This window comes from Amycolatopsis sp. NPDC051758 (assembly GCF_044453095.1).
In the GTDB taxonomy this organism is placed as follows: Bacteria; Actinomycetota; Actinomycetes; order Mycobacteriales; family Pseudonocardiaceae; genus Amycolatopsis.
The window spans coordinates 480,778-499,207 of sequence record NZ_JBITCJ010000002.1; the positions used below are offsets into that span (position 1 = coordinate 480,778).

Annotated in this window: 17 protein-coding genes and 1 pseudogene; 8 read left to right on the top strand and 10 right to left on the bottom strand. The window is 66.2% G+C overall.

Going from position 1 to position 18,430, the window contains the following annotated elements:
* Positions 1–42 precede the first annotated feature (42 nt).
* Positions 43–4,473, top strand: coding sequence for a leucine-rich repeat protein (locus ACIA5G_RS11500; protein ID WP_395922533.1), 4,431 nt, complete (start codon positions 43–45; stop codon positions 4,471–4,473).
* A 318-nt stretch (positions 4,474–4,791) separates the two neighbouring features.
* On the opposite strand, the gene ACIA5G_RS11505 is transcribed toward ACIA5G_RS11500, so the two are convergent.
* The gene (locus tag ACIA5G_RS11505) at positions 4,792–5,424 is read right to left on the bottom strand and encodes a TetR/AcrR family transcriptional regulator (RefSeq protein WP_395922534.1); all 633 of its coding nucleotides are present in this window, start codon (positions 5,422–5,424) and stop codon (positions 4,792–4,794) included.
* Positions 5,425–5,489: 65 nt separating this feature from the next.
* Here ACIA5G_RS11505 and ACIA5G_RS11510 point away from each other — a divergent pair, with 65 nt between their 5' ends.
* Together ACIA5G_RS11510 and pip are read left to right on the top strand one after the other, a co-directional pair.
* A complete protein-coding gene (locus tag ACIA5G_RS11510) occupies positions 5,490–7,010 on the top strand; it encodes an FAD-dependent monooxygenase (RefSeq protein ID WP_395922535.1) in 1,521 nt (506 codons plus the stop codon).
* A complete protein-coding gene (gene pip, locus ACIA5G_RS11515) occupies positions 7,007–7,942 on the top strand; it encodes a prolyl aminopeptidase (RefSeq protein WP_395922536.1) in 936 nt (311 codons plus the stop codon). Before ACIA5G_RS11510 ends, pip begins: the two co-directional genes overlap by 4 nt.
* A gap of 91 nt (positions 7,943–8,033) precedes the next feature.
* On the opposite strand, the gene dmpG is transcribed toward pip, so the two are convergent.
* Both dmpG and ACIA5G_RS11525 read right to left on the bottom strand, forming a co-directional pair.
* Positions 8,034–9,059, bottom strand: coding sequence for a 4-hydroxy-2-oxovalerate aldolase (gene dmpG, locus ACIA5G_RS11520; RefSeq protein ID WP_395922537.1), 1,026 nt, complete (start codon positions 9,057–9,059; stop codon positions 8,034–8,036).
* Entirely contained in the window at positions 9,056–9,955 is a 900-nt protein-coding gene (locus tag ACIA5G_RS11525) for an acetaldehyde dehydrogenase (acetylating) (protein ID WP_395922538.1), read from the bottom strand. Before ACIA5G_RS11525 ends, dmpG begins: the two co-directional genes overlap by 4 nt.
* A 141-nt stretch (positions 9,956–10,096) precedes the next feature.
* Here ACIA5G_RS11525 and ACIA5G_RS11530 point away from each other — a divergent pair, with 141 nt between their 5' ends.
* Positions 10,097–10,312: a hypothetical protein gene (locus tag ACIA5G_RS11530; protein WP_395922540.1), complete on the top strand. Its 216-nt coding sequence runs from the start codon at positions 10,097–10,099 to the stop codon at positions 10,310–10,312.
* Positions 10,313–10,314: 2 nt separating this feature from the next.
* On the opposite strand, the gene ACIA5G_RS11535 is transcribed toward ACIA5G_RS11530, so the two are convergent.
* The 4 genes from ACIA5G_RS11535 to ACIA5G_RS11550 all read right to left on the bottom strand — a co-directional run bounded on the left by ACIA5G_RS11535 (position 10,315) and on the right by ACIA5G_RS11550 (position 13,023).
* Positions 10,315–10,587: a hypothetical protein gene (locus ACIA5G_RS11535; RefSeq protein WP_395922541.1), complete on the bottom strand. Its 273-nt coding sequence runs from the start codon at positions 10,585–10,587 to the stop codon at positions 10,315–10,317.
* Between the two features lie 66 nt (positions 10,588–10,653).
* Complete coding sequence (locus ACIA5G_RS11540) at positions 10,654–10,938, bottom strand: hypothetical protein (protein WP_395922543.1); 285 nt, start codon at positions 10,936–10,938, stop codon at positions 10,654–10,656.
* 103 nt (positions 10,939–11,041) lie between these two features.
* Positions 11,042–12,229 (bottom strand): elongation factor Tu, encoded by a 1,188-nt coding sequence (gene tuf / locus ACIA5G_RS11545; protein ID WP_395922544.1) that lies wholly within the window; start codon positions 12,227–12,229, stop codon positions 11,042–11,044.
* A gap of 230 nt (positions 12,230–12,459) precedes the next feature.
* Positions 12,460–13,023: a helix-turn-helix domain-containing protein gene (locus ACIA5G_RS11550; protein WP_395922546.1), complete on the bottom strand. Its 564-nt coding sequence runs from the start codon at positions 13,021–13,023 to the stop codon at positions 12,460–12,462.
* Positions 13,024–13,041: 18 nt separating this feature from the next.
* Here ACIA5G_RS11550 and ACIA5G_RS11555 point away from each other — a divergent pair, with 18 nt between their 5' ends.
* Positions 13,042–13,539 (top strand): GNAT family N-acetyltransferase, encoded by a 498-nt coding sequence (locus tag ACIA5G_RS11555; RefSeq protein WP_395922548.1) that lies wholly within the window; start codon positions 13,042–13,044, stop codon positions 13,537–13,539.
* Positions 13,540–13,548: 9 nt separating this feature from the next.
* Here ACIA5G_RS11555 and ACIA5G_RS11560 read toward each other — a convergent pair whose 3' ends face one another.
* Positions 13,549–14,514, bottom strand: coding sequence for a quinone oxidoreductase family protein (locus ACIA5G_RS11560; RefSeq protein ID WP_395922549.1), 966 nt, complete (start codon positions 14,512–14,514; stop codon positions 13,549–13,551).
* Positions 14,515–14,593: 79 nt separating this feature from the next.
* Complete coding sequence (locus ACIA5G_RS11565) at positions 14,594–15,178, bottom strand: helix-turn-helix domain-containing protein (RefSeq protein ID WP_395922551.1); 585 nt, start codon at positions 15,176–15,178, stop codon at positions 14,594–14,596.
* 77 nt (positions 15,179–15,255) lie between these two features.
* On the opposite strand from ACIA5G_RS11565, the gene ACIA5G_RS11570 reads away from it, so the two are divergent.
* The 3 genes and pseudogenes from ACIA5G_RS11570 to ACIA5G_RS11580 form a co-directional block, all read left to right on the top strand.
* Positions 15,256–16,209: an NAD(P)/FAD-dependent oxidoreductase gene (locus tag ACIA5G_RS11570; RefSeq protein WP_395922552.1), complete on the top strand. Its 954-nt coding sequence runs from the start codon at positions 15,256–15,258 to the stop codon at positions 16,207–16,209.
* A gap of 40 nt (positions 16,210–16,249) precedes the next feature.
* Positions 16,250–16,705 carry a group II truncated hemoglobin gene (locus tag ACIA5G_RS11575; protein ID WP_395922554.1) on the top strand — a complete coding sequence of 152 codons (456 nt, stop codon included), beginning with the start codon at positions 16,250–16,252 and terminating at the stop codon, positions 16,703–16,705.
* 159 nt (positions 16,706–16,864) lie between these two features.
* A pseudogene (locus ACIA5G_RS11580) lies at positions 16,865–17,398 on the top strand (TIGR03086 family metal-binding protein); the annotation flags it as partial.
* 7 nt (positions 17,399–17,405) lie between these two features.
* Here the strand turns inward: ACIA5G_RS11580 and ACIA5G_RS11585 are convergent.
* Positions 17,406–18,305, bottom strand: coding sequence for an NAD-dependent protein deacetylase (locus ACIA5G_RS11585; protein ID WP_395922555.1), 900 nt, complete (start codon positions 18,303–18,305; stop codon positions 17,406–17,408).
* Between the last annotated feature and the right edge of the window lie 125 nt (positions 18,306–18,430).

Consider the following 18,430-nt stretch of genomic DNA (forward strand, 5'->3'; position numbering starts at 1 on the left):
CGTCTCACTGTGGTTCCCGAGTGGCTTCGCAACTTCACTGAGTTGTCAGAGCTGCACTTGAACGACAACGAACTTACCGAGCTGCCGGAATGGTTTTCCCAGCTGAACACTTTGAGCGAGGCTTATCTCAATAACAACCTTTTAGGGAAGCTTCCTTCATCGTTCGGTAGGTTACATGACTTAACTCGCTTGGATCTCGACGGTAATCGACTGGTGGACCTGCCCACTTCATTTGGAAGGCTAAGCAGCCTTTTTGAACTCGATCTCAACGCGAACTGGCTACCTGAGGCGCCTTCTGTTCTTTCGTCTTTGGGTACGCTCACCACGCTCAAGCTTTCGAATAATAGAATCGGTGAAATACCGGATTGGCTTGCCGGCCTCACGCAACTGCGCGTCTTGGCGGTCAACGATTGCGACATTCGACGAGTTCCTGAATGGCTTGCATCTTCTTTGCCGCACATTAGCTACCTAAATCTATCGTCCAATCAGATTGAAGACCTTCCTGAGTGCATTACGGGCCTGCCTGGTCTCATCAGCCTGCAAATCGACAATAATCACCTTGATGGGCTGCCTGAGTGGCTCGGAGGGATGACGCAACTTCGCCAGTTCTCCTTGGCTGGCTGCCAGTTGACGTCTGCGCCTCAATGGCTCGTGAATCTAACTGAACTGGTCCGAGTCCAGCTTAATGACAACCGCATTAGAGAAATACCAGAGTCTTTCTCGCGATTGACTAAGCTTGTTGAAATCAATCTTGACGGAAACTCGATTGCCAGCCTTCCTGATCTGAGCGCACTCGTAAATCTTTCCGATCTATACCTGGACAATAATCGCCTTTCAGGATTGCCAGACTGGATAGGAACTTTGAGTGGCTTGACTCGCTTGGGAGTTGCCAACTGTGGACTTAAAACCGCTCCGGAATGGCTCTCCAAGCTTTCCAATCTGCATCTAATATACCTTGATCGGAACGGTTTGGTAGAGTTCCCCGAATCTCTGAGGAACGCTAAGAAACTTGTTGCGGTGCGAATCGACTATAACGGAATAACTCAGCTTCCACACTGGTTGGATGAGCTCCGCTTCTTGAGTTTCCTGTCAATCCAGAATAATGCGCTGGAGTCGCTTCCGGAGTCGCTTGCAGGGTTGCGTTCCATGCGGTCGCTTTGGGTCAGCGGGAACCGCCTTACCGTGCTTCCTGCCTGGCTTGGCGATCTTCCCAATCTTACTAGCCTAGCCTTCGACGAGTGCCGCCAAGAAGTATTACCTGAATGGATGCGGAAGCTTCCTCGGTTGACCGGCATTTTTGCGAGCAACAACCGAATCTCTGAAGTTCCTAATTGGATTGGCGAGCTCTCCCAGCTCACTTTTCTTCGGTTGCGCAATAATAAGATTACTGAAGTGCCAGAACAGCTGACTCGACTTAAGCACCTTAAGGAACTTTCGCTCACTGGGAACAAGATAGAAGTTTTGCCAAGGAGCCTTACTCAACTACGCCAATTAGAGGTGCTCAGAATCGGCAACATGCATGTACAGCAACTGCCGAATTGGCTTTCAGAATTTAGTCGCCTGAGTAACCTTGAGTTAGATAAGAATGGATTGTCTGAGTTGCCGGAGGAAGTGAGTAACCTGCGGTTACTCACCGAACTTTCTGTCCAGGGCAATCCATTCAAATTCTTGCGAACTGACTTCAGTCAGCTATCGCGACTAACGGAGCTGGACATCTCCGATTGCGAGTTGTCCGCCATACCCGAAAGTTGCTCTTCGCTGGCCAATCTTTCGACACTCTATGTGAGCGGAAACCAAATATCCAGCTTACAGGAGTGGTTCCCAAGCTTGAGCAATCTCGAATACCTAGACCTTTCTGAAAATCAGATCACTGATCTGCCGTCAAACTTTGGCAATCTGCGGCGGTTAGAAACTTTACATCTTAATGGCAACCTGTTGGAACGGCTGCCTGAATCTTTCGGCAAACTTTTGAATCTCGATTCACTGGTCATCTCGGCGAACAAAATATCCACACTGCCGGATAGCTTTGTTGATCTCGTCAGGCTCACTAGTCTTTATGCGAGTGCAAATAGAATCACGAGTCTTCCTGATCATATCTCGAACCTCCGATTCATGGCGAAGCTGGACCTTGACGATAACAGTCTGACTGGCTTGCCAGACGAGATGGCAACGCTTACCAAGCTAACCCTGTTAGAGGTAGCAGGTAACAAGTTATCTTCACTTCCCGACTGGCTCACTGATCTGCCTGCGCTTAAGCTGCTCTCGGTTGTTGGCAATCCTCTCTCCAGCCCGCCGCCGGAGATAGCCGCCGGCGGCTCGGATTCAGTGCTGGCATTCATTCGTGCTCGCAGAGAGGGAAGTGATGCGCAGTGGGCATCAAAATTGCTCGTAGTTGGGGAAGGAGGCGTCGGCAAAACTTCTCTTGTAAAGGCAATGTTGGCCGACCAGCATGACCCGCATGAGCCATCGACACATGGGCTGACAATCAGGGAGCTAATCCTAGAACATCCCCAAATTGAGAATGTGGAGATGAAGCTGGGAGCATGGGATTTCGGTGGCCAGGAAATATATCATGCCACGCATCAATTCTTCTTGACTAATCGTTCTCTTTTCTTGCTGTTGTGGAATTCTCGACTTGGATGGGAACAAGGAAAACTGCACTACTGGCTAGACATAATTACGGCTCGCGCCCCAATGTCGCCTATCATACTTGTCGCAACTCATATCCATGATCGTCCGGTCGATCTGCCGCTCGGTGAGCTGCGCAAGAAATATCCGCTGATCGTGGCTGATATCAATGTTGATAACGCGACAAGGCAAGGAGTGGTAGAGCTGCTTGAACTGTTGAGACTGCATGCGTCTCAGTTGCCACTTATGGGTTCCGAGTGGCCAATAACATGGCTGGCTGCCGCTAACGCCTTACGTGCTGAAGCTGAAAATTATATCTCGCCGCAGCGAATGTGGCAGGTCATGGCCACCAGCGGTGTAGCCGATGGTCGTCAGCAAAAGTACATCGCTCGCGCCCTTCATGAGCTTGGCGACATTCTTTTTTATGATGACGATCCGGAACTGAATCAAATCGTCGTTCTCCGACCATCTTGGGTGAACGACTATATTAGTAAAGTGTTGGATAGTGACGAGGTCGATGAGCGACGTGGGATTTTGACACGCCAGCATCTGGACGACCTTTGGGGAGATCTAGATCGAGGAATTCGTGACCATCTTCTCGGCATGATGGACCGGTATGACCTGTCGTATAGAATTGACAGCTCTGTGAGTGGCGATATTAGCCTGGTAGTAGAGCGCCTTCAGTGGGAGTATCCTGCATATCAAGAGGAATGGGAGCGTGTCGGAAATCAGTCGGGCGTCAAAGAGATTAAGGTTATATATCGACTTAATACAATGCCGCCGGGAATTCCCACTTGGTTTATTGCCAGATCTCATCGTTTCAGCAAGAAGATACATTGGCGAACGGGTGCCCTGCTGGGTCACAGTGACGGGCAGCATCTTGCTCTAGTAAATGCGGATCGTCATCGTAACGTCGTTGAATTATCGGTTCGGGGCCCTTCGCCCGCTGGGTTCTTTATGGTTCTTGATGACGGTTTGAATCTCACTTTGGACCGATTTCCTGGGCTTGACATTATTCGTCAAGTGCCCTGTCCGTGCGAGGAGGGGTGCGGTGAACTATTCAACTACGACAACTTGCGTTCAAGGCTCGCACTTTCTCCGCCTCGCCATGAGATCGAATGTCATCGCTCAGGAAATCTTGTATCAGTCCTTCAGTTGTTGTTGGGTCTTGCGCCATCTGAGCGCGACGCGACGAGAGCAAGTATTGAGCAATTTTCGAGGACTCTCACGCAGTTAGGTGATCGATTGAGTGAGCAGGGCGACTACGTGCAGCGAATGTTTCTTAGGCTGCAGCGACTTGCTCAAGTGCAACAAGAGGCTAGGTGTCCGAGTGTCTTCGCTGTAGTTCCCTCTGGGCGCCGCCGCCTTTCGGGTGCCGCCTACGAGATCCATCTTTACTGTGAAGAGCCTGGCTCCTGGCATCGATTACCTGACAGTCAAGGTGTCTATGCGATAACGAAACCGGCTGAGTGGCTGAGAAAACTTGGTCCTTATCTACAATATCTTCTTCTTGCTCTTAAGCATGCAGCTCCGCTTGCTGGTCCGATTCTTGGAATGAGTGTTCAGGTGCTCAGTCAACAGACTAAGGCCGACTGTGACTTGATGAAGGAGTTAGTCAATCAACTTCCGTCAGAGGTTCGGCAAGAGGATGCTGGGATCGACACGATTTCGGGCGGCATTGGCCTTGAGCAACAGCGTGCAAGCTCCGAAGCTGACTTTCGGACATTGCGAGCTATGCTATTGAAGCTCGACCCTGATGAGAGGTGGGGCGGGCTTTCCCGCACAATGACACCGGAAGGTCTCACTCTGTACCTCTGTGAGCACCATCTATCGAAATATCGTTGATGTCTTGGCGTCGCCGACGTCAGTCGCTCGTCGGAGATCTAGAAGAATGTTGCCGGGGAAGGTTGGCTTCTCTTAAGGCAAGGGTAGGCGTGTAGATAGTGAGCAAGATCGTCCTCCGACACGCAGCAGTTCGACTGCGAACGGTTCAATCGCCTATCCAGCCTTGAAGCCGCGGAATGCACACAACCAAAAACTCGGACCAGCGGTACGTCCGATCAGGCAGCGACAGCGAACCTGCGACTGTCGCCGAACTGCTCGTCGGGTACGCGGTCGCTACTCCCCAGCCAAACGACCACTCGGGCGAATCAGCCGGTCCGCTCAGCCGGACACGCCCGGGAACTCCTCCACCCCGTGTTCCACCAGGTCAAAAGCCTGATCAATGAACCCGACCTGCTCCCCCCGAACCACCTCAGCATCATCCCCAGCCACAATCCGGCTCATCGCATGCGTAAAGATCGTCGTGATCGCCGTAGTCAGCAGACCAGCCACCATCCGAGACCGAAACGCATCTCCAGTCTCCGCAACGAACACCTCAGCCAGCGCATCCGCGATCTCCCGCTCCTGCTCATACCATCGAGCCATCAAAGCCGGACTCGACTTGAGAACCCACCAAAACCCCGGCCCACCCGCAATGGCTCCCGACAGCGGGTGGCCGGAAGCCAAGAGCGAGTGCTGGTGACGCCGCAAAGCAGCCACCGCCGAAGTCCCCGCAGGGCGTGATGTCACCACCGACACCAAGTCGGCCAGGCGGTCAGCATGGCGGTCCAGGAAGAGATCTTCCTTGCGCGGGAAGTAGTTGAACACCGTCATCTTCGAGACGCCCGCTGCCTCAGCCACCTCGGCCACCGTCACCTCGTCGAAGCCTCGCTCGATGAAGAGGCCCGATGCCACGTTCGAGATCAGCTGGCGTGTTGCCCGCTTCTTCCGCTCGCGCAGTCCGTGATCCACCATGAGCCGAGAGTATAGACCGGACACAAAGTTTGACTCGGTAAAAGTTTCGCGGCATCATCGGAGTCATGAACAGGGATGTGGTGATCTCCGGGGGCGGGCCGGTCGGGTTGATGCTCGCGTGCGAACTTCGGCTCAGCGGCGTGGACGTGCTTGTTGTCGAGCGGCTGCCCGAGCCGGACCAGACGATCAAGGCGGGGTCGATCAACCTGCCGTCGGCCGAGGCCTTCTACCGGCGCGGCATGCTGCCTGCGCTGGACGAGAACGTGCGGCAGAACTTCGAGCGGATCCAAGAGTTCCTGAAGTCACGGGGTGGGGGCGGGCCGAAGCCCGCGATGCCGGTGGGGCACTTCGCCGGGATCATGGTCGCTTCGACCGGCGTTGACTTCGAGGATCCCGACTTCCGGGACGTCGGGCCCGCGGCTCGCGTCGTTGTGATCCAGCAGCAGGCCGTTGAGGCCATCCTCGCCGAGCGGGCGCAAGAACTGGGTGTCGAGATCCGGCGCAGTGTCGAGGTGACCGGGTTCGACGCCGACGACGACGGCGTCACCGTGCACCTCACCGACAAAACCGAAGAAACCGTCCGCGCGGGCTGGCTTGTCGGCTGCGACGGTGGGCGCAGCCTCGTCCGCAAGCAAGCCGGCTTCGAGTTTCCGGGGACCGATCCGGCGATCACCGGCCGGCAGGCGCTCGTCGAGCTCACCGGCGCCGACGCGCTCCCCGGCGGCTGGCAGCACGGCACCGGCGGCCTCTTCGTCCACGGGCCGATGCCCGGGCGGATCCTCACCGTCGAGTTCGACGGGCCGCCCGCGGACCGGGACGCCCCGGTCACCGCGCAGGAACTGGAAGACAGCTTCCGGCGGGTTTCGGGCGCCGACGTCCGCGTTACCAAGGTCCACAGCGCCACGCGCTTCACCGACAACGCCCGCCAGGCGACCACCTACCGCCAGGGCCGCGTCCTGCTGGCCGGCGACGCAGCGCACGTCCACTCCCCCTTCGGCGGGCAGGGGCTCAACCTCGGCATCGGCGACGCCGTCAACCTCGGCTGGAAGCTCGCGGCGACCATCCACGGCTGGGCGCCCGACGGCCTCCTCGACAGCTACACCACCGAACGGCACCCGATCGGCGAATGGGTGCTCGAGTGGACACGGGCCCAGGTCGCGCTGATGCGCACGGACGTCCGGACCAAGGCGCTGCGCCAGGTCGTCACCGATCTCCTGCGCACCGGCGGCGGCGCGACGTACCTCGCCAAGAAGCTCTCCGGCGTGCTGCACCGGTACCCGATCGAGGGCGAGCACGACCTCACCGGCCGCGCCGCGCCGGACTTCGTGTTCGCCGACGGCACCCGGCTCGGTGAGCACCTCCAGGACGGCAAGGCGCTCCTGCTGGACCTCGGCGACAGCATCGGCGAAACGGCCGCGGGCTGGGCTGATCGTGTCACCGTGCTGAGCGCGAAGTGCGTCAGCGAGCCGGCGCTGACCGGGGTCCTGATCCGGCCGGACGGGCACATCGCCTGGGCACACGAAGACGGCACGACCACGGGTTTGGACGACGCGCTGAACAAGTGGTTCGGCGAACCTGTTCGATGATCGAGCTGTTCCCGCCGATCGAGCCCTACGACCACGGGCTGCTCAACGTCGGCGACGGGCACCACGTCTACTGGGAGACCTGCGGGAACCCCGGCGGCAAGCCGGCGGTGGTGCTGCACGGCGGGCCCGGGCAGGGCTGCGCGCCCGGGATGCGCCGGATGTTCGACCCCGCCCGGTACCGGGTCGTGTTGCTCGACCAGCGTGGCTGCGGCCGGAGCCGTCCGCACGCCGCCCATCCCGTGACGTCCTTGCGGCACAACACCACCGACCACTTGGTCGCCGACCTCGAACGACTGCGGGAGCGCCTCGGCATCGAGCGGTGGCTGGTGACCGGTGGCTCGTGGGGCACCACCCTCGCGCTGGTGTACGCCGAGCGCTTTCCGCACCGGGTGTCGGAGATCGTGGTCAGCGCGATCAGCACCACCCGGCGTTCCGAGATCGACTGGCTCTACCGCGGCGCCGGACGCTTCTTCCCGGAGGAATGGGCGAAGTTCAGCCCGGGCGCCGAGGACGTCGTCGGGGCCTACGCGCGGCTGATGGCCGACCCGGACGCGGCGGTCCGGCACCGGGCCGCCGCCGCGTGGAGCCGCTGGGAGGATGTGGTGCTCTCGCTCGAGCCCGGCGCTCCCCCGGTGCGGGACGAGCCGCTGGACGACGCCGCGCTCGCGTTCGTCCGGCTCACCACGCACTACTACGCCCACGCCGGCTGGCTGGCGGAAGGCGCCGTCATCCGGGACGCCGGGCGGCTCGCCGGCATCCCGGGTGTGCTCATCCACGGCCGGCTCGACCTCAGCTGCCCGGTGACGACGGCGTGGGAGCTGGCCGAGGCGTGGCCGGGGGCCGAACTGCTCGTCGACGACCATTCCGGGCACCGCGCCAGCGATGTCAAACGCGCCTGGAAGCTCGCCGCCTTGGACCGGTTCGCCGGCTGACCCCGGGATCGCGTCGAAGAGCGCAAGGTCGGGCATGATCGCCCAGATCCGCTGCCACCGGGGAGCGTCGCAGAGGCCGCCTTGCGGTTGCCTACCCTTCGGCCGCCAGCTGCACGGCGACGTCGATGATCATGTCCTCCTGGCCGCCGACCAGTGCGAGCTCGCCGCAGCGGCGGAGGATCGCCTGGGCCGGGACGCCGTAGCGCTCCGCCGCGCGCTCCGCGTGCAGCAGGAAGCTCGAGTACACCCCGGCCCAGCCCTGGACGATCGCGTTGCGGTCCATCTTCGGCCAGCGCTGCAGGTACGGGCGGACCACCTCCTCGGCCGCATCGAGCAGGCCGCCGACGTTGAGGCCGGTGGTGATCTCCAGCCGGTCGAACACCGCCGCGAGGACCTCAGTCGGCGAATTCCCGGCGCCCGCGCCGAGGGCGCAGAGCGACCCGTCGATGTAGCGGACGCCGGCTTCGTAGGCCAGCACGGAGTTCGCGACGCCGAGTGAGAGGTTCTGGTGCCCGTGGTAACCGACCCACGCCGTGTCGCCGACCTCGGCGACCAGCGCTTCGAACCGTTGGCGGGCTTCGTGCATCAGCAGCGCGCCGGCCGAGTCCGTCACGTAGGCCGTCTGGCAGCCCGCGTCGACCATGATCCTGGCCTGTTTCGCCAGGTCCTCCGGCGGGGTCCGGTGCGCCATCATGAGGAAGCCGGCGGTCTCCATCCCCAGCTCACGCGCGAGGCCGAAGTGCTGCGGCGAAACGTCGGCTTCGGTGCAGTGGGTCGCCACCCGCACCATCTCGGCGCCCGCGTCGAAGGCGCGCTGGAGGTCTTCCGCGGTGCCGATGCCGGGCACGAGCAGCACGGCGATCTTCGCCTGCTTCGCCTCTTCGCGGGCCGCGGCGATCAGCTTCAGTTCGTCGACGGCGGAGAACCCGTAGGTGAACGACGAGCCGCCGAGGCCGTCGCCGTGGGTCACCTCGATCACCTCGACGCCGGCGCGGTCGAGCGCGCGCACGGTGTCGCGCACCTGTTGTTCGGTGAAGCGGTGCGCCATCGCGTGGCTGCCGTCGCGCAGGGTCGTGTCGACGATCCGGACGTCGTGCTTCAGTTCGGGGCGGGTCATGCCGGCACCTCCTGCTTCGCGCGCGCCATCAGCTCGCCGACGCGAGCGGCCGCGGCGGTCATGATGTCGAGGTTCCCGGCGTACTCGGGCAGGTAGTCGCCGTTGCCGCGGACCTCGAGGAAGATCCCGACGCGCGCATTGCCGTCCCACTCCTCGCGCGCGTCGTCGAACTGAGGGTCGGCGCGCAGCGAGTAACCGGGGACGTATTTGCGGACCTCGTCGACCATTTCGTGGATGGACGCGGTGATCGCGTCGCGGTCGGCGTCGAGCCCGATCGCGCAGAACACCGTGTCCCGCATGATCATCGGCGGTTCCACCGGGTTGAGGATGATGATCGCCTTGCCGCGCCCGGCACCGCCGATTTCGGCGACGGCACTGGACGTCGTGCGGGTGAATTCGTCGATGTTCGCGCGTGTGCCGGGGCCCGCGCCGCGGGACGCCACCGACGCGACGATCTCCGCGTACGGCACCGGCGTCACCCGGGAAACCGCGTGCACCATGGGAATCGTGGCCTGGCCGCCGCAGGTGATCATCGAAACGTTGGGTGCGTCGAGGTGCGCGCCGAGGTTCACCGGCGGGCACACCATCGGGCCGAGGTGTGCCGGGGTCAGGTCGATCGCCTGGATGCCGGCCGCCTCGTAGCGCGGGGCGTTCGCGGCGTGCGCCTTCGCCGACGTCGCTTCGAACACCAGCTCCGGCAGGGGATCCTGGCGCAGCAGCCAGTCGACCCCCTCGGCGGACGTCGCGATCCCCTGCGCGCGGGCGCGCTCGAGCCCGTCGGACTCGACCACACCGACCACGTAACCGACTTCGAGTACTTCACTGCGTCGCAGCTTCGCCAGCAAATCGGTGCCGATGTTGCCGGGGCCGACGATCGCCGCCATCACGGGAGCCATGGTCCGACCGTCGCACTGTCGTTGTGGCGCGGGACAGCCTGCTGTTCCGCTCAGTGGAACGTATCCGCCGGGCCGGATTCCCGCCGGTTTGATCGACTCCGGATCCGGGCAGCTCTCGGGGGAACCGATCGAGGAGGTCCGATGGCCGAGCGGAACCACTGGCACGTGATCCCGAGGACCGCGCCGCTGTGCTGGCTCAGCATGGCGGCGGGGGTGCTGCTGCTGGTGTCGAGCATCGTCACGCTGACGATGGCGGCGGGTGCGCCGGTCCTGGAGGTGATCGTCGCGGTGCTGGCGGTGGCGTTGATGGTGCTGGCGGGGCTGGGGCTGGCGCGGCCGGAGCTGCGGGGCCGCTGACGTCAGGGGCGGACGCAGCGCTGGGCGGCCTGGTCCCAGGTGCCTCCGCCGTCGAGGCAGTCGGTGAACTCGCGCTGCCCGTCGACCCACGCCTTGTGGCCCGCACAGACGTCGTACTTCAGCTCGTCGCCGTCCCGGCACTGGTAGCCGTACTGCGGCGGTTTCCGGGTCGGCGTCTTGCGGACCGGGGCCTTCTTCGTGGCCGGCGCGGGCGCCGGGGTAACCGGAACGCTGGACGTCGGCGTAACGCACCGATTCGCTGGTGACGGGCACAATCGGTGCGCGTGAGGCCGGCGGGGCCGCGTCGCACGCCGCGATCGCTGCGCCCGCTACGAGCAGCACTACCAGCCACCCGAACCGCAATCCGGGATCCGGCTCAGCGAGGCCGGCGGCGAGTGGTGGTGCTCCGGCGCGGAGTCGTCGGCTTCTTGGTCGTCGCCGTCGGGGTGTGCGCGCGGGTCTGGGTCGTCCCGGGTGAGGTTGTCGTTGTCACCGGGGAGTCCGTTGTGGCCGGTGCGGTGGTCGTGATCGGCGTGGTTGTGGTCGGGGGCACCACCTGGCCGCTGCCCGACCGCGCGCCCGCGCAGGCCGTCGCCGCCAAGGCGACCGCCAGAACCGGACCGCACCACCACATTCGCACCTTCAGGACGCTAGCAGCGCCAACCGCACAAATCCCGCGAACGGCAAAACCGGAGCGGGCCCGCCCCCACGAAGGGACGGGCCCGCTCTTCAGTCCAGCACCTCGGTGACCGTGCCGGCCGCCACCGTCAGGCGGCCTTCGCGCATCGCGAAACCGAGACCCGGGCTCATCGCCACCGGCTGGCCCAGCTCCACCGTCAGCGACGCGGCCTCGCCCGGCCGGACCACCGTCACGCCCGGCGCGAGGGCGACCACTCCGACAACGTCACTGGTGCGGAAGTGGAACTGCGGCCGGTAGTTCGCCGCGAACGGCGTGCGCCTGCCACCCTCGGCCGCCGACAGCACGTGGACGTCCGCGCGGAACCGCGTGTGCGGCCGGACGCTGCCCGGCAGGCAGACGACCTGGCCGCGGCGGACCTCGCCGCGCTTCACGCCGCGCAGCAGCACCGCCGCGTTGTCGCCCGCCTCCGCTCGCTCCATCGGCTTGCCGAACGTCTCGAGCCCGGTGGCCACAGTGGACACCGCGGGGCCGAGCCCGATCACCTCGACCGCGTCACCGACGGCCAGGGTGCCCTGCTCGACCGCGCCGGTGACGACGGTGCCGCGGCCGGTGATCGTCAGGACGTTCTCGATCGGCATCAGGAACGGCAGGTCGAGCCGCCGCGGCGGGATCGGCACGTGCTCGTCGACGGCCGCGAGCAGGTCGAGGATCCGCTCCGTCCACACCGGGTCGCCCTCGAGCGCGCGCAGCCCCGAAACGCGGACCACCGGCACGCGGTCACCGTCGAACCCGTAGCGGGTCAGCAGCTCCCGGACCTCCAGCTCGACCAGGTCGAGCAGGTCCTCGTCGTCGGCGAGGTCGGCCTTGTTGAGCGCCACCACCAGGTGCTCGACGCCGATCCGGCGCGCCAGCACGACGTGCTCGCGCGTCTGCGGCATCGCGCCGTCCTGCGCCGAAACCACCAGCACCGCGCCGTCCAGCTGGGCCGCGCCGGTGATCATGTTCTTGACGTAGTCGGCGTGCCCCGGCATGTCGACGTGCGCGTAGTGCCGGGTCGGCGTCTCGTACTCGACGTGCGCGATGTTGATGGTGATGCCGCGCTCGATCTCCTCCGGCGCGCGGTCGATGCGGTCGAAGGCGACGTAGCGGTTGGCGCCTCCCTGCTCCGCGAGCACCTTGGTGATGGCCGCGGTGAGCGTGGTCTTGCCGTGGTCGACGTGCCCCATCGTGCCGATGTTGAGGTGCGGCTTGGTCCGCACGTACTGCTGCTTGGTCATGACTTTTCCCTGTGCTGAAGCGGAATGCGCGAAACCGGCGGAGCGCGTCGACCCTCCCCCGGCGGTTCCGCGACAGGACAGGGGAATCGGGGAAGGGTCAGCTTCGAGCGCCGCTCAGCCGTGCCGAACCGGCGCTCGGCAGGGACACGCCTGCGAGCGTCGCGCGATCGGACACGGGGAACATGCCGGGAAGAGTCGCACGGCGACGGCCGCCGTGTCATCGGGTTTTCCTAGGAACGCGGGCGCATCACCAGCGCGGCGACGTGGTACTCGCACGGCTCGTCACCGCGATTGGCGTAGGAATGTGCCGCGTCGGCGGGAAAGTAGAGTGAATCCCCCGCCGTCAGGACGTACTCCGCGTCGCCGACGCCGAGGTGCAGCGTGCCCGCCTCGACGGCGACGAACTCGTGGGAACCCGGCGCGTACGCGGGAAACGTGCCAGCGTCGCAGTGCGGCGGCAGGGTGGTGCGGATCCATTCGAAGTTGACACCGGGGACGACCGGCGTCAGCACGGTGCGGTGCCAGCCGCCGGGCTCGGCGACGTGCTGCTGCTCGGCGGCGCGGCGGAGGATCACGCGGTCGGTCTCCAGGTCGGCCAGCAGCCGCGAAAGTGACAGCCCGAGGCCGTCAGCGATCCGCGAGAGCACCACGACCGTCGGCGTCTTCTCACCACGCTCGATGGCCGAGAGCATGCTGACGCTGACCCCGGCCGCTTTCGCCAGCGCGCTCAGCGCCAGGCCACGATCGGCCCGCAGGTCGTGCAGGCGGCGGCCGAGGACCAGGGGATCAATCATTCCTCTATAATACCTTCCATGTCCACTATAGAGGAAGTGCGGGCGGCGACCGAGGCTGACGCCGAGGGTGTTGCGGCCGTCTTCGCGCCGTACGTCACCGGCTCGGTTGTCACGTTCGAGACGACGCCGCCGACCGCGGACCAGTGGCGCGCCAAGATCCGCGCCGCCGAGCTGCCGTTCCTGGTCTTGGCGCGGGAAAACGACGTCCTGGGCTACGCGCTCGCCACGCCGTGGCGGCCGAAGCCGGCGTACCGGTTCTCGGTCGAGACGACGATCTACCTCGCGGCGGGCGCCACCGGCCGGGGTCACGGCCGGCGGCTGCTCGACGACCTGCTGAAGCAGTGCGGCGAAGCCGGGGCGCGGCAGGCGATCGCGGTGGTCGTCGACTCGGGCAGCCCCGCGTCGCGGAACCTGCACCGCGCGGCCGGGTTCACCGACGCGGGTGTGCTGCGCCGCGTCGGGTTCAAGCACGACCGCTGGCTCGACACCCTGCTGATGCAGCGCGAACTCGGCTGACGACCGGCCTCACGGGATCAGCAGCAGCTTCCCCGTCGTGAGCCGGGATTCGAGGTCCCGGTGCGCCTGCGCGGCGTCGGCCAGGGCGTAACGCTGCCCGATGCGCGGCGCAAACTGTCCACTTCGGACGAACTTGAAGATCTCGTTCGTCCGCCGGACCAGGGCTTCCCGGGTCGGCACGTGATCGGCGACGGCCGGGTACGACAGCAGGATGCTGTTCGGCAGGTCCATCGGGCTGAACGTCGGATTGTTGCCGATCAGCACGCCGTAGTAGGCGTGGACGCCGTGGCGGCGCAGGGCCAGCTGCGACGAGCGGTACGTCGACGACCCGGCGCCGTCGTACACGACATCCGCGCCTGCACCGCCGGTGAGCTCCTTGACCTGGTCCTCGAACCCGCCACCGCTCGAGACGAGAACGTGGTCGGCGCCGGCTTCCTTCGCCACCGGAACCTTGTCCTCACGGGACACCAGGCCGATCACGGTGCCACCGCGGGCCTTGACCAGCTGGGTCAGCGCCGCCCCGACCCCACCCGCGGCGGCGTGCACAACGGCGGTGTCACCGGGCCGGATCGCGTAGGTCTCGGTGGTGAAGTGGTTGGCGGTCAGCCCCTGCATCATGACGGCGGCGGCCGTCTCGTCGCCGATGTCGTCGGGGACCTTCACCAGCGAGTCCGCGGGAATCGCGAGCTGCTCGGCGTAACTGCCCTGGTGGTAGTACCAGGCGACGCGGTCACCGACGGCGAGATCGGTGACGTCCTTTCCCAGCGCCGTCACGGTGCCGACACCTTCGACACCCAGCACGGCAGGCACGGACCAAGTCGGCAGGGGCATCCTCCGGACGCCGGTGTCCATGAAGTTCACGCCGGCGATCCGGAGGCGGACCAGGGCTTCGCCGGGGGCGGGGACGGGGTCGGGGAACTCGGTCCAGGTCATGACTTCCGGGCCGCCGTGGTCACGGATGAAGACCGCGTGCATCGGGGAACCTTCTCTCGGGCGGGAACTGGTGCGGATTCCACGTAACTCCGAAAGAAATGGACCGGCAAGTCCAGAAGAATCAGCGGGACTTGGCCCGCAGATGCAGCCGCTCCCCCTGTTTCCCGAACAGGCTGAGGATCTCCGCCGGCCGGTCCACCGCGCCGAACCAGTGCGGCAGCCGGGTGTCGAACTCCGCCGCCTCGCCCGGGCCCAGTGTCATGTCGCGGTCGGCCAGGACCAGGCGCAAGCGGCCCGACAGCACGTACAGCCACTCGTACCCCTCGTGGACCTGGGGGTCGGGCTCGCCCGTCTCCGGTTCCAGGATCATCTTGAACGCCTGGGGTGCGCCCGGCTGGCGGGTGAGCGGGAGCACCGTCATCGTCGCGCCGTTGTGGCGGGGGATGCGGCGGGCGGTCAGGCGGACCCGAGGGTCGCCGACCTCCGGGGCGCCGACCAGCTCGTCCAGCGGGACCTGGTGGGCCTGCGCGATCGGCAGCAGCAGCTCGAGGCTCGGCTTGCGCTGGCCGGACTCCAGCCGGGACAGCGTGCTCTTCGAGATGCCCGTCGCCGTCGACAGGTCGGCCAGGGTGACCCGCCGCTGCGTGCGGACCCGCTTGAGCCGGGGGCCGACCTCGGCCAGGGCCTGGGTGATCGCGTCCGTCATGCTCCCAGGAAACCCGCTCGTCCCGGAAACGGCAACATTTGTTGTCGGAATCGCGATGGCGGGTTCATGGTGGCCGCATGACCGAAAACAGCTATGACGTACTGGTGGTGGGTGGCGGCGCCGCGGGCCTCAGCGCCGCCCTGATGCTGGGCCGGGCGCGGCGGCGCGTCGCGGTCGTCGACGGCGGCGCGCCCCGCAACGCGCCCGCGTCGCACATGCACGGCTTCCTCTCCCGCGACGGCCTGCCGCCGTCCGAACTGCTCAAGATCGGCCGCGAGGAGCTCGCCGGTTACGGCGTCGACATCCTCGAAGACCAGGTCACCCGGCTCGACCCCGGCTTCACCGCGCACCTCGCGAGCGGCCGGGAGCTGACCGCGCGGCGCGTCCTCGTCGCGACCGGCGTCCACGACGACCTGGCCGCCATCCCGGGCCTGCGCGAAAGCTGGGGCACCGACGCGGTGACCTGCCCCTACTGCCACGGCTACGAGGTGCGCGACCAGCCGCTCGGGGTGCTCGGCACCGAGCCCGCGAGCGTCGAGCACGCGCTGCTGGTGCGCCAGTGGTCGCCGGACGTCGTGTACTTCGGGCACACCGCGCCACCGTCCGAAGAGGACCGTGAACGGCTCGACGCGCGGGGCATCCGTGTTGTCGACGGCCTCGTCACCGCGCTGCGAAGGGAAAACGGGCGCCTCACCGGGATCGAGCTCGGCGAACGGTTCGTGCCGCGGGTGGCGCTGTTCGTCCGGACCCGGACGGTCCCGCACGACGACGTGCTGCGCGGGCTCGGCTGCGCCGTCACCGACGAGGACGTCGTGGCCGTCGACGCCATGGGCAAGACCAGCGTGCCGGGGGTGTGGGCGGCCGGGAACGTCGTCGACGCGCGGGCGACCGTGATCATCGCCGCGGCCCAGGGTGCGGCCGCCGCGGGCGCGCTGAACCACGACCTCGTCGCCGAGGACGTGCGGCGGGCGGTCGACGCGTTCGGCGGCTTCTCCCCCGCCGCGGAACGTGCCGCCGCCGGAACCCGCTGACGTCCTGGCTTTCGGCGGGCGCGCGTGCCAGGCTCGGCGGATGCGCCCGACGCTGTACGAATTCGCCGGCGGTGACCCCGCGTTCCTCGCGCTGGCCGCCGCCCACCACGAGCGCTGCCTCGCCGACCCCGAGCTGAACCACCCGTTCTCGCACCCGGGGCAGCACCCGCAGCACGTCGAACGGCTGGCCCGGTACTGGGCCGAGGTGCTGGGCGGGCCGCCGCGGTTCTCCGCCGAGTGCAGCGACCATTCGGCCGTGCTGAAGATGCACGCCGGCAACGGCGACATGAGCGATCTCGGGCGCCGGTTCGTGACGTGCTTCGTGCAGGCGGCCGACGACGCGGGCCTGCCCGCCGACGCGGAGTTCCGCGCCGCGCTGCGGGCCTACATGGAGTGGGCGGTGGCCGAGGTGCTCACCTACCCGGGTCCGGCCGACGATGTCCCGGCGGGCCTGGTGATGCCGCACTGGTCGTGGGACGGGCTGCAACCGGTGTAACGACCCGGGAGGCCGCCGCGTCTTGTGGGCAGCGGCCGGCTGTGGAGGTCCGCCGCAGAGCCGGTCCGGGCGCGTCTCCCCCCAACTCGCCCGGCCCGGCTCGTCCACGACGGCCGATTCCCGCGAGCACCGCGGCCGGTGCCCGGCCAGACTGCGGGCATGACGCTCCTCGACCGTTTCCTGCTCGCCAGCAAGGGTTTCGAGCACCACCTCCGCACGGTCGCGCCGGACGCGTGGGGCGCTCCGACGCCGTGTTCCGCGTGGGACGTCCGGGCGCTGGTGAACCACATGACCCGCGGCAACCTCAACTACGTCGCGCTCCTGCACGGCGGCAGCCGCGCGGAGTTCCTGGCCGCCCGCGACGCCGACGCGCTCGGGACCGACCCGGTCGCGGCGTTCACCGACTCGGTCCGCGTGTGCGCCGAAGCGTTCGCCGAAGTGGGCGCGCTGGACCGCGTTGTCGACTACCCGCTGGGCGAGCTGACCGGGCGGCGCGCCCTGGCCGTGCGCACGACGGACAGCACGGTGCACACCTGGGACCTGGCCCGGGCCCTCGGCGCGGACGACACCCTCGACCCGGGCCTGGTCGCGTGGATCGACGAAGACTTCGACTCGATCTTCGCCGGTCTCGCGGTGGGCCCGGGGTTCTTCGCCGACCCGCCGCCCGGCGCACCGGGCGCCGGCCGTCAGGACCGGCTGCTCACCCGGTTCGGCCGCGATCCCCGCAGCCCAGCCGTGCGGCCAGCGCCGGCAGCGCCTGCCCCAGCGGCAGGTCCACCCGGACCGACGCATGCCGGTCACCGCGGGTCTCGCCGCGGTTGACGATCACCACCGGCTTCCCCGCGGCCGCCGCGTGCCGGACGAAACGCAGGCCGGACATCACCGTCAGCGACGAGCCCAGCACCAGCAGCGCGTCCGCGTCGTCGACCAGGCGGTAGCACTGCTCGACCCGCGGGCGCGGCACGTTCTCGCCGAAGAACACCACGTCCGGCTTCAGCACCCCGGACGCGCAGTCCTCGCACGGCACCGGCGTGAACTGCCGCACCACCGCTTCGGGCAGCTCGACGTCGCCGTCCGGGTTGATCCGGGTGGCCGTCCCCTCGAAGCCCGGGTTGGCCGCCCGCAGCCGCCGGTCGAGTTCCGCGCGCGGGCTGGTGCGGCGGCAGTCCAGGCAGATCACCCGGTCCAGGCTGCCGTGCAGCTCGACGGCGTCCGCGGTGCCCGCGGCCTGGTGCAGGCCGTCGACGTTCTGCGTGATCACGCCGGAGACGTACCCGCCGTCGCGCAGCGCCGCGACCGCGCGGTGGCCGTCGTTGGGGTCGGCGCGGGCGATCGTGCGCCAGCCGAGGTGGCTGCGCGCCCAGTACCGCTGCCGCCCTTCGGCGCTGGTCACGAACTCGTCGTAGGTCATCGGTGTGTGCCGGCGCAGGCTGCCGGACTCGCCGCGGTAGTCGGGGATCCCGGACTCGGTGGACAGGCCGGCGCCGCTGAGCACGGCGACCCGGCGCCGCGCGACGACGTCGGCGACTTCGTCGAGGCTGGACGTCCGCGGCAGCGGCTCGTCCGCCGAGGTCCAGGTCAGGGTGGGTCGGGTCCGCACTCAGCCAGGGTACGTGGACTTGGCAGGTGCTTCTCGAACCGAGCCGGGTGCGCGGCCCGCCGGACAGCGGCGCGAGCAGCGCGGCGGCCTGTAACGTCCCGGTGCGCGGTGGACGACTCCACCGT

Bases quoted from the DNA above. Each gene is read 5' to 3' on its own strand.
- ACIA5G_RS11505 (WP_395922534.1), bottom strand. From the start codon at position 5,424: ATGGTGGATCACGGACTGCGCGAGCGGAAGAAGCGGGCAACACGCCAG.
- ACIA5G_RS11510 (WP_395922535.1), top strand. From the start codon at position 5,490: ATGAACAGGGATGTGGTGATCTCCGGGGGCGGGCCGGTCGGGTTGATG.
- pip (WP_395922536.1), top strand. From the start codon at position 7,007: ATGATCGAGCTGTTCCCGCCGATCGAGCCCTACGACCACGGGCTGCTC.
- dmpG (WP_395922537.1), bottom strand. From the start codon at position 9,059: ATGACCCGCCCCGAACTGAAGCACGACGTCCGGATCGTCGACACGACC.
- ACIA5G_RS11525 (WP_395922538.1), bottom strand. From the start codon at position 9,955: ATGGCTCCCGTGATGGCGGCGATCGTCGGCCCCGGCAACATCGGCACC.
- ACIA5G_RS11530 (WP_395922540.1), top strand. From the start codon at position 10,097: ATGGCCGAGCGGAACCACTGGCACGTGATCCCGAGGACCGCGCCGCTG.
- tuf (WP_395922544.1), bottom strand. From the start codon at position 12,229: ATGACCAAGCAGCAGTACGTGCGGACCAAGCCGCACCTCAACATCGGC.
- ACIA5G_RS11550 (WP_395922546.1), bottom strand. From the start codon at position 13,023: ATGATTGATCCCCTGGTCCTCGGCCGCCGCCTGCACGACCTGCGGGCC.
- ACIA5G_RS11555 (WP_395922548.1), top strand. From the start codon at position 13,042: ATGTCCACTATAGAGGAAGTGCGGGCGGCGACCGAGGCTGACGCCGAG.
- ACIA5G_RS11560 (WP_395922549.1), bottom strand. From the start codon at position 14,514: ATGCACGCGGTCTTCATCCGTGACCACGGCGGCCCGGAAGTCATGACC.
- ACIA5G_RS11565 (WP_395922551.1), bottom strand. From the start codon at position 15,178: ATGACGGACGCGATCACCCAGGCCCTGGCCGAGGTCGGCCCCCGGCTC.
- ACIA5G_RS11570 (WP_395922552.1), top strand. From the start codon at position 15,256: ATGACCGAAAACAGCTATGACGTACTGGTGGTGGGTGGCGGCGCCGCG.
- ACIA5G_RS11575 (WP_395922554.1), top strand. From the start codon at position 16,250: ATGCGCCCGACGCTGTACGAATTCGCCGGCGGTGACCCCGCGTTCCTC.